At 68.7% G+C, this 8,006-nt stretch carries 6 protein-coding genes and 1 pseudogene; 5 read left to right on the forward strand and 2 right to left on the reverse strand.

Going from position 1 to position 8,006, the window contains the following annotated elements:
• A partial coding sequence (mshB, locus tag SACHA_RS19640; protein WP_019806484.1) for an N-acetyl-1-D-myo-inositol-2-amino-2-deoxy-alpha-D-glucopyranoside deacetylase occupies nucleotides 1-542 on the reverse strand: 542 nt, incomplete at its 3' end.
• A gap of 410 nt (nucleotides 543-952) precedes the next feature.
• Here mshB and SACHA_RS0101005 point away from each other — a divergent pair.
• From SACHA_RS0101005 to SACHA_RS0101025, 5 genes are all read left to right on the forward strand, one after another.
• A complete protein-coding gene (locus SACHA_RS0101005; protein WP_028662770.1) occupies nucleotides 953-2,704 on the forward strand; it encodes an ABC transporter family substrate-binding protein in 1,752 nt (583 codons plus the stop codon).
• A gap of 166 nt (nucleotides 2,705-2,870) precedes the next feature.
• Nucleotides 2,871-3,851, forward strand: coding sequence for an ABC transporter permease (locus SACHA_RS0101010; protein WP_019806490.1), 981 nt, complete (start codon nucleotides 2,871-2,873; stop codon nucleotides 3,849-3,851).
• Complete coding sequence (locus tag SACHA_RS0101015; protein WP_019806492.1) at nucleotides 3,844-4,809, forward strand: ABC transporter permease; 966 nt, start codon at nucleotides 3,844-3,846, stop codon at nucleotides 4,807-4,809. Before SACHA_RS0101010 ends, SACHA_RS0101015 begins: the two co-directional genes overlap by 8 nt.
• Nucleotides 4,806-5,888, forward strand: a complete 1,083-nt coding sequence (locus tag SACHA_RS0101020) for an ABC transporter ATP-binding protein (protein ID WP_019806495.1) — start codon at nucleotides 4,806-4,808, stop codon at nucleotides 5,886-5,888. The genes SACHA_RS0101015 and SACHA_RS0101020 overlap by 4 nt, the downstream gene beginning before the upstream one ends.
• Nucleotides 5,885-6,937, forward strand: a complete 1,053-nt coding sequence (locus SACHA_RS0101025; protein WP_019806497.1) for an ABC transporter ATP-binding protein — start codon at nucleotides 5,885-5,887, stop codon at nucleotides 6,935-6,937. The genes SACHA_RS0101020 and SACHA_RS0101025 overlap by 4 nt, the downstream gene beginning before the upstream one ends.
• 117 nt (nucleotides 6,938-7,054) lie before the next feature.
• Here SACHA_RS0101025 and SACHA_RS19645 read toward each other — a convergent pair.
• Nucleotides 7,055-8,006: pseudogene (locus SACHA_RS19645) on the reverse strand (ABC transporter family substrate-binding protein); the annotation flags it as partial.

Raw genomic sequence — 8,006 nt, forward strand, 5'->3', positions numbered from 1 at the left:
CCGCGCAGTGCGGCCAGCCCCCCGGCCGTCGCCTCGCGGGAGGCGACGGTGTGGAACAGCCGGCGCACCCACGGCGACCGCGCGACCGCCGCCGTGGTGATCTCGTGGGCCCGGATGTGGTCCGGATGGCCGTAGCCGCCGTGGTCGTCATAGGTGACCACGACCTCGGGACGGAGCTCGTCGAACACCGCCAGCAGCTGGTCCACCTGCTCGGCCACGCGCCCCTGGACGAACGCCCGGGGGTGTTCGGCCGACGACGTCCCCGCCATGCCGGAGTCCCGCCATCTGCCGATCCCCCCGAGGAACCGGTGTTCGGTCCACCCGAGCGCGGCCCCGGCCGCGGCGAGCTCCCCCGCGCGGTAGCCACCGAGCTGGTCACCCGCCCAGGCCCCGAGCTGGTCCAACCCGGCGGGGATGATCTCGCCCTCCTCGCCCAACGTACAGGTCACCACCGACACGTGTGCGCCCTCGGCGGCGTAGCGGGCGATCGTCCCGCCCGTGGTGATGCTCTCGTCGTCCGGGTGCGCGTGGACGAACAGCACCCGGTGTGCAGCGGCAGCGGTCACGCCTTCAGCGTAACGACGCACGCGGAGCGCGACCGACCCGCGACCCTGAGGTCACCGATTGGATTCAGTTCTTTCGTCGTGTCCACATATCGGGACGCCTCCGTTATCCTCCACTGAAGTTATGGCAAGGGACACGTCAAGGTGAGAGGCGCTCGTGCGGGACGGCCTGGTGATCGCTCTCAGTCGCGGGCTATGCTCCCGTATCACTCTTTCGGAGTACATCGCGAGGTATCACCGTTGCATCACGATTGCCCTCCGGAGCGACTAACGCGCCGTAACAGTGCCTAGCGTGCGGCCCCACGGCGAGCGTTCGGTCACATCGAGGGCTCACCGCGAAGGAAGAGATCGCCTCTGACCCCCCTGATGGCGTCCAGCAAGGAGATTCAATGTTGAGAAGCAAGTCACGCGTGGCGCGCTACGCCGCGCTCGTCGCCGGGGCCTCCCTGGTGCTGGCCTCGTGCGGCGGTGGCGGCAACGGCGACGGCGGCGAGGGCACGACCGGCCAGGCTTTCGCCGACTGTGACGCCAACCCCAACACCTGCAACGAGGTCGCGCGGGACCAGCTGCAGGACGGTGGCGAGGTCACCTTCGCCATGGAGAAGAACATCGAGAACTGGAACGTCACCTCTGCCGAGGGCAATGTTCTCGACTCCGCGATGGCGATCAAGGAGACGCTGCCCTACACGTTCTACACCAAGCCCGATCTCTCCGTCGCGCTCAACGAGGACCTGTTGGAGAGCGCCGAGATGACCAGCGAGGACCCGCAGGTCATCGAGTACAAGATCCGGCAGGACGCCCAGTGGAGCGACGGCACGCCGATCACCGCCAAGGACTTCTCCTACAACTGGAAGGTCCAGAACGGTGAGGACTGCACCGACTGCGCTCCCGCGGGGACCATGGGTTACGACCGCGTCGAGTCCATCGAGGGCTCGGACAACGGCAAGACCGTGACGGTCACCTTCGCGGAGAAGTTCACCGACTGGAAGCAGATGTGGGCCGCGGGCGCTCCGATGTACCCCGCGCACATCGCGGCCGAGCACGGCGACCTGGAGACCTCCGAGGGTCTGGCCAAGGCCTTCGAGTGGTTCGGCAAGAACGTGCCGAACTACTCCGGCGCGGCCTACAAGATCGGCGAGTGGCAGAACAACCAGGCGCTCACCCTCGTACCCAACGACAACTACTGGGGTGACAAGCCCAAGCTCGACCGCGTGGTGTTCCGCGTCATCACCGATGCCGCGCAGGAGCCGACGGCCCTGCAGAACGGCGAGGTGGACGTGATCTACCCGCAGCCGCAGGTGGACATGGTCAACCAGGTCCGCAACATCCCGAACGTGTCCTCCCACATCGGCAACGGGCTGACCTGGGAGCACTTCGACTTCAACATGGACAACAAGTTCCTCGCCGACGAGCCGCTGCGGGACGCGTTGTTCACCGCCGTGGACCGGCAGGGACTGATCGACAAGACCGTCGGCCAGTTCACCGACAGCGTCGAGCCGCTCAACAGCCACAACCTCGTGCCGCAGCAGGAGGGCTACAAGGATGTGGTGAGTGAGCACGGCCACGGCTCCGGTGACATCGAGGCGGCCAAGAAGATCCTCACCGACGCGGGCTACACCCTTGAGGGCGGTCAGCTCAAGACGCCGGAGGGCGAGACGGTCGCGCCGATGCGGATCGGCTACACGGCGGGCAACCAGATCCGCAAGGACGAGTCGGAGCTGTTCGCCAACGCCGCGAAGCAGCTCGGGGTCACGGTCAACGTGGAGCCGACCGACGACCTCGGTGGCACCCTGGTCGAGGGTGACTACGACATCATGGTCTTCGCCTGGGTCAGCTCGCCGTTCCCGTACGGTGGCGCGCTGCAGCTGTGGCACTCCGAGTCGGACAGCAACTACGGCGGCTACAAGAACGAGAAGGTCGACCAGCTACTGACCGAGGCCGCGGCCGAGACGGATCCCCAGGCGGCCAACAAGAAGCTGAACGAGGCGAACTCGCTCATGGCCGAGGATGCCTACGTCCTGCCGCTGTACCAGAAGCCGACCTTCCTGGCGGCGTACGACAACATCGGCAACATCCGCGGCAACTCGACCCTGGACAGCCCCACCTACAACCTCGAGGACTGGGGCCTGCGGGCCGAGTGACGCACGAGCGTCGCACCGCGTGAACACCCAGGGGCTACCGCCGGACACGCTCCGGCGGTAGCCCCGCCCGATTGATCACCTCTCACGGACGTACGCTGCACCAACGGCGATTCCGCCACAAGCGGCGACGCCGCACGACGACCCGGACACAGCAGGGAAAACCTCCATGCTCGCCTACGCACTGCGCCGGTTACTGATATCGGTGCCGATCCTTCTCGCCTCGACGTTCGTCGTCTTCGTGATGTCGGCGCTGTCGGCCAACCCGCTCTCGGACCTCCAGGCCCGGAACCCCCCTCCCCCGCCCCACGTCATCGAGCTCGAACGCCAGCGGCTGAATCTGGACGAGCCGCTGCTGGAGCGCTACTGGAACTGGCTCGTCGGGCTCTTCCAGGGTGACTTCGGCCCCTCCGTCCACTCCACGATGGACATCGGCAGCGAGGTGATCGACCGGTTCGGGGTCACCTTCCGCCTCATCTTCCTCGCGATGTTCGTCGCCCTGATCCTCGCGATCCTCGTCGGTGTCGTCAGCGCGGTGAAGCAGTACAGCAAGCTGGACTACTCCGCCACGTTCTTCGGCTTCCTCTTCCTGGCGATGCCTTCCTTCTGGTTCGCCATCCTGCTCAAGGAAGCGGGCATCGGCATCAACAACTCGGTCGGCGACCAGGTGCTCTACACCATCGGCGACTCCTCGGTCCATGTCGCCGGCGGATCCTGGGACCAGTTCCTGGACGTCCTCGGCCACATGATCCTGCCGACGATCTCGCTCGCGCTGTTGTCGTTCGCCGCGTGGAGCCGGTTCCAGCGCGCGTCGATGTTGGAGGTACTCAACAGCGACTACGTCCGCCTGGCGCGCGCCAAGGGGCTGCGCCGCGGCACCGTGATGCGCAAGCACGCGCTGCGCACGGCGCTGATCCCGCTGACCACGGTGACCGCGCTCGACCTCGGTACGATCCTGTCCGGGGCCGTGGTCACCGAGAACGTGTACCAGTGGCGGGGCGCGGGCAGCTTCCTGCTGGACTCCATCAAGACCGGCGACGTCTACGCCATCCAGGCGTGGCTGCTCATCTCGGCGGCTTTCATCATCCTGTTCAACCTCATCGCCGACCTGCTCTACGGCGTACTCGACCCGAGGATCCGTTATGCCTGACACGACCGGTAGCGGCGCCGAGACCACCGTGCCGGCGTCCGACACCTCCCCCACCGCGTCGGCCCCGACGACGACCTCGTCCCCGGCCGAGCGCGAGTTCACCGTCGCCCAGCGCAGCCAGGCGCAGATGGTGCTCAAGCGGTTCTTCCAGCACCGGCTGGCCGTGGTGAGTCTGATCGTGCTGGTGGCCGTGCTGCTGCTGGCCTTCGTCGGCGGCTGGCTGTGGACCTACGACGTCGGGGACATCACCGGGGACGAGTCCCAGCCGCCGTCCTGGAAGCACCCGTTCGGCACGGACGCGGTGGGCCACGACAGCTTCGCCCAGGTGCTGCGCGGTACGCAGGTGTCGGTCGGGGTGGCCGTGCTGGTGGCGGTGTTCTCCACCATCATCGGCACCATCTGGGGCGCCATCGCGGGCTACTACCGCGGCTGGTTGGACACGGTGCTGATGCGCATCGCCGACCTGGTGCTCACGCTGCCGCTGCTGGCGGTGGCCGCGGTGCTCGGCGAGGTCGCCGGAGGCAGCTGGTGGCTGATCGCCGTGGTGATCGCCGGCCTCTACTGGGCCTACGTCTCCCGGGTGGCCCGCGGGGTCGTGCTGTCGCTGCGGGAGAAGGAGTTCATCGAGGCGTCCAAGGCACTCGGGGCCGGTGACCTGCGCATCATCTTCAAGCACCTGGTGCCCAACGCGCTCGGCTCGGTGATCGTGAACGCGACGATCCTGGTGGCGATCGCGATCCTGATCGAGACGTCGCTGTCCTACCTCGGCTTCGGCGTCCGTGCCCCGGACACCTCGCTCGGCCTGCTCGTCAGCGACAACCAGACGGCCGTGTCCACCCGGCCCTGGCTGTTCTACTTCCCGGGCCTGTTCATCATCGTCATCGCCCTGACGATCAACTTCATCGGGGACGGACTCCGCGACGCGTTCGACCCCCAGCAGACGAAGGTACGCGCATGACAACCACCGACACCACCGCGACGACGGCCGATCCCGTCCTGCGGGTGACGGACCTGACCGTGCAGTTCCCCTCCGAGGAGGGGCTGGTCGAAGCCGTCCGTGGCGTGAACTACGAGCTCCGCCGCGGCGAGGTCCTCGGCATCGTCGGCGAGTCCGGCTCCGGCAAGTCGGTGACCTCGCTCGCCGTGATGGGCCTGCTCGCCGCCAACGCCCGCGTCTCCGGCTCGGTCCGCTTCGGCGACACCGAGCTGCTGGGCGCAGACGACAAGAAACTGTCCAAGGTCCGGGGCAAGAACATCGCGATGGTGTTCCAGGACCCGATGACCTCACTGAACCCCGTCTACACCATCGGCGACCAGATCGCGGAGACGATCCTGGCGCACAACGACATCAGCAAGGACGCGGCCCGCGAGCGCGCCGTCGAACTGCTGGAACTGGTGCGCATCCCGAACCCGCAGCAGCGGGTGAAGGCCTACCCGCACGAACTCTCCGGCGGGATGCGGCAGCGGGTGGTGATCGCGATCGCGATGGCCAACGAACCGGACGTGATCATCGCCGACGAGCCCACGACCGCCCTGGACGTCACCGTGCAGGCGCAGATCCTGGACGCGCTGCGGACGGCGCAGCAGGAGACGGGTGCGGCGATGGTGCTGATCACCCACGACCTGGGTGTGATCGCCGGCCAGGCCGACCGGGTGCTGGTGATGTACGCGGGGAAGGTCGTCGAGTCGGGCACCGCCGACCAGGTCTTCTACACCCCGCGCATGCCCTACACCCTCGGTCTGCTGGGCAGCCTGCCACGGTTGGACGTCAAGGCGGACCGGCTCAACCCGATCTCCGGGTCACCCCCGTCGGTGGTCAACATGCCACCCGGGTGCCCGTTCAGCCCCCGCTGCCCGCTGGCCGAGGAGGTCTGCGAGACCGAGGAACCGGCACTGCAGGCGGGGTCCGACCCCGCGCACGAGGCCGCGTGCCACTTCGCCCACCGGGTCGAGGGCCACGAGCCCGCCGACTTCTTCCGCCCGAGAACCGAGGACCCCCTGCCTGCCGGCACGAACGAAGGCGAGGCAACGACATGACCGAGGCATCGACCGCCCCGACACCCACGGAGTCCGACGGGCAGCCGGTGCTGTCCGCGCGCAACGTCGTCAAACACTTCCCCGTACACGGCGGGGGCATCCTGCAGCGCAAGGTCGGCGATGTGCACGCGGTCTGCGACGTCTCCTTCGACATCCATCCGAACGAGACACTCGGGCTCGTCGGCGAGTCCGGCTGCGGCAAGTCCACCACCGCGCGGGTGGTACTGAATCTGCAGCCGGCCACCGGCGGCGAGGTGCTGTTCCAGGGTGCGAATCTGAACAGCCTCTCCGCCAAGGAGATGCGCAGTCTGCGGCGCAGTCTGCAGATCGTGTTCCAGGACCCGTACGCCTCACTGGATCCGCGGCTTCCGGTCAACGAGATCATCGCCGAGCCGCTGCGCATCCACGGCCTCTACGGCGCCGACGGACCCGAACGGGTGCGGGAGCTGCTGGACACGGTGGGGCTGCGGCCGGAGCACGGGAACCGGTTCCCGCACGAGTTCTCCGGCGGGCAGCGGCAGCGTATCGGGATCGCCCGCGCGCTGGCCCTGGAGCCGAAGGTGCTCGTGCTCGACGAGCCGGTGTCGGCGCTGGACGTGTCGATCCAGGCCGGAGTGCTGAACCTGCTGCAGGACCTGCAGTCGCGGTTGGACCTGTCGTACCTGTTCGTCTCGCACGACCTGTCGGTGGTGCGGCACATCGCCGACCGGATCGCGGTGATGTACCTCGGCAAGATCGTCGAGACGGCGCCCGCCGAAGAGCTGTTCCAGCGGCCGACGCATCCGTACACCCAGGCGCTGATCTCGGCGATCCCGGTGCCGGACCCGCGCAAGGAGCGCACCCGGGAGCGCATCGTCATCACCGGTGACGTGCCCAGCCCGTCGGACCCGCCGAGCGGGTGCCGGTTCCGCACGCGCTGCCCGAAGTTCGCGAACCAGCTCACCGAGGGCCAGCGCACCCTGTGCGTGGAGCAGGAGCCGGAACTCGTCGACCACGGCCACGGCCACCCCTCGGCCTGCCACTACGCCGAGGAGGCCCACCTCCTCTGACCCCGCGCTCCGGCGTGTGCCGTGAGGGGCACTTTCCCTGCCTCGCAAGCAGGGAAAGTGCCCCTCGCTGCGTCTGACGCAGGGAAAGTGCCCTTCACGGCACACATCCCGGTGGGGTCAGCGGGGGGCGCGGGTCCAGTCGACGGCGGAGGGGAACGGGCCCTTGAGGGGTGGGCCCGGGGTGACGCCGGAGACGCCCGAGCCGACGGCCAGGGTGTCGGCGAGTTGGAACAGCGGGATCGAGACCGTGCTGGCCCAGAGTTCCGGTTCCACCGACGACAGGGTCTCCGCGATCGGGGTCTCGCCGGACAGGGCCGCCTCGATCTCCGGCTGGAGGTCCGGGTCGCAGAAACCGGCCGGGTTGGCGGGGGTGATCGTGACGGGGTCACCGTCCCGGCGACCCGCGGTGCCGTCACTGTCGGTGCCGTCACCCTCGCTGCCGTCGCCGGAGTCCGTGTCCTTGCCGTCGCTCCCGTCGCTCCCGTCGCCGTCGGTACCCGCGGAGGTTTCCGGGGTGCTCGTGGCGGACCCGTCCGCACCGTCCGCGGTGCCCTCCCCGCTGCCGGTGTCGTCCGTCGCCTCGCCGTCCGCACCGGACGCCGAGGGGCAGCCGAACGTGGACGCCAGAGTGGACGCGGGGTCCGTGCCGACCGCGCGCGGCACCACGGCGATGTCGATGCCGACCTGGCCGCCCGTGGGTGTGGGCCGGCCGTCCGCCCCGGTACGCACGGGGGCGGCCAGTGCCTGCGTGAACAGTTCCCTCGGGGGTGGGTTCACCGTGGTGACCTCGATCCCCTCGGCGACGAGTTGACTGCTCAGCTCCTGCGCGATGCTCGCGTACGGCTCCTTCCGGCCCGGTGAGGCCAGGACCACCGACAACGCCCGCCCGTCGCGCACCCAACTGCCCGCCTCACGCTCGTAGCCCGCCTCGGCCAGCAACTTCCGGGCGCGCTCGGGATCCGCGGCGCCCACCGCACCCGACCCGGGCACGGTCTCCGCGTAGTCCTCGTCCGACGGCGGGAGCACCTGCGCGTCCGCCCGGAGCTCGGCCGACGCGCCGCCGTCGGTC

The sequence above is a fragment of the Saccharomonospora halophila 8 genome, assembly GCF_000383775.1.
Taxonomy (GTDB): domain Bacteria; phylum Actinomycetota; class Actinomycetes; order Mycobacteriales; family Pseudonocardiaceae; genus Saccharomonospora; species Saccharomonospora halophila.

Excerpts from the sequence above, each read along its gene's own strand:
- SACHA_RS0101010 (WP_019806490.1), top strand. The coding sequence starts at position 2,871 with ATGCTCGCCTACGCACTGCGCCGGTTACTGATATCGGTGCCGATCCTT.
- SACHA_RS0101020 (WP_019806495.1), top strand. The coding sequence starts at position 4,806 with ATGACAACCACCGACACCACCGCGACGACGGCCGATCCCGTCCTGCGG.
- SACHA_RS0101015 (WP_019806492.1), top strand. The coding sequence starts at position 3,844 with ATGCCTGACACGACCGGTAGCGGCGCCGAGACCACCGTGCCGGCGTCC.
- SACHA_RS0101025 (WP_019806497.1), top strand. The coding sequence starts at position 5,885 with ATGACCGAGGCATCGACCGCCCCGACACCCACGGAGTCCGACGGGCAG.
- SACHA_RS0101005 (WP_028662770.1), top strand. The coding sequence starts at position 953 with ATGTTGAGAAGCAAGTCACGCGTGGCGCGCTACGCCGCGCTCGTCGCC.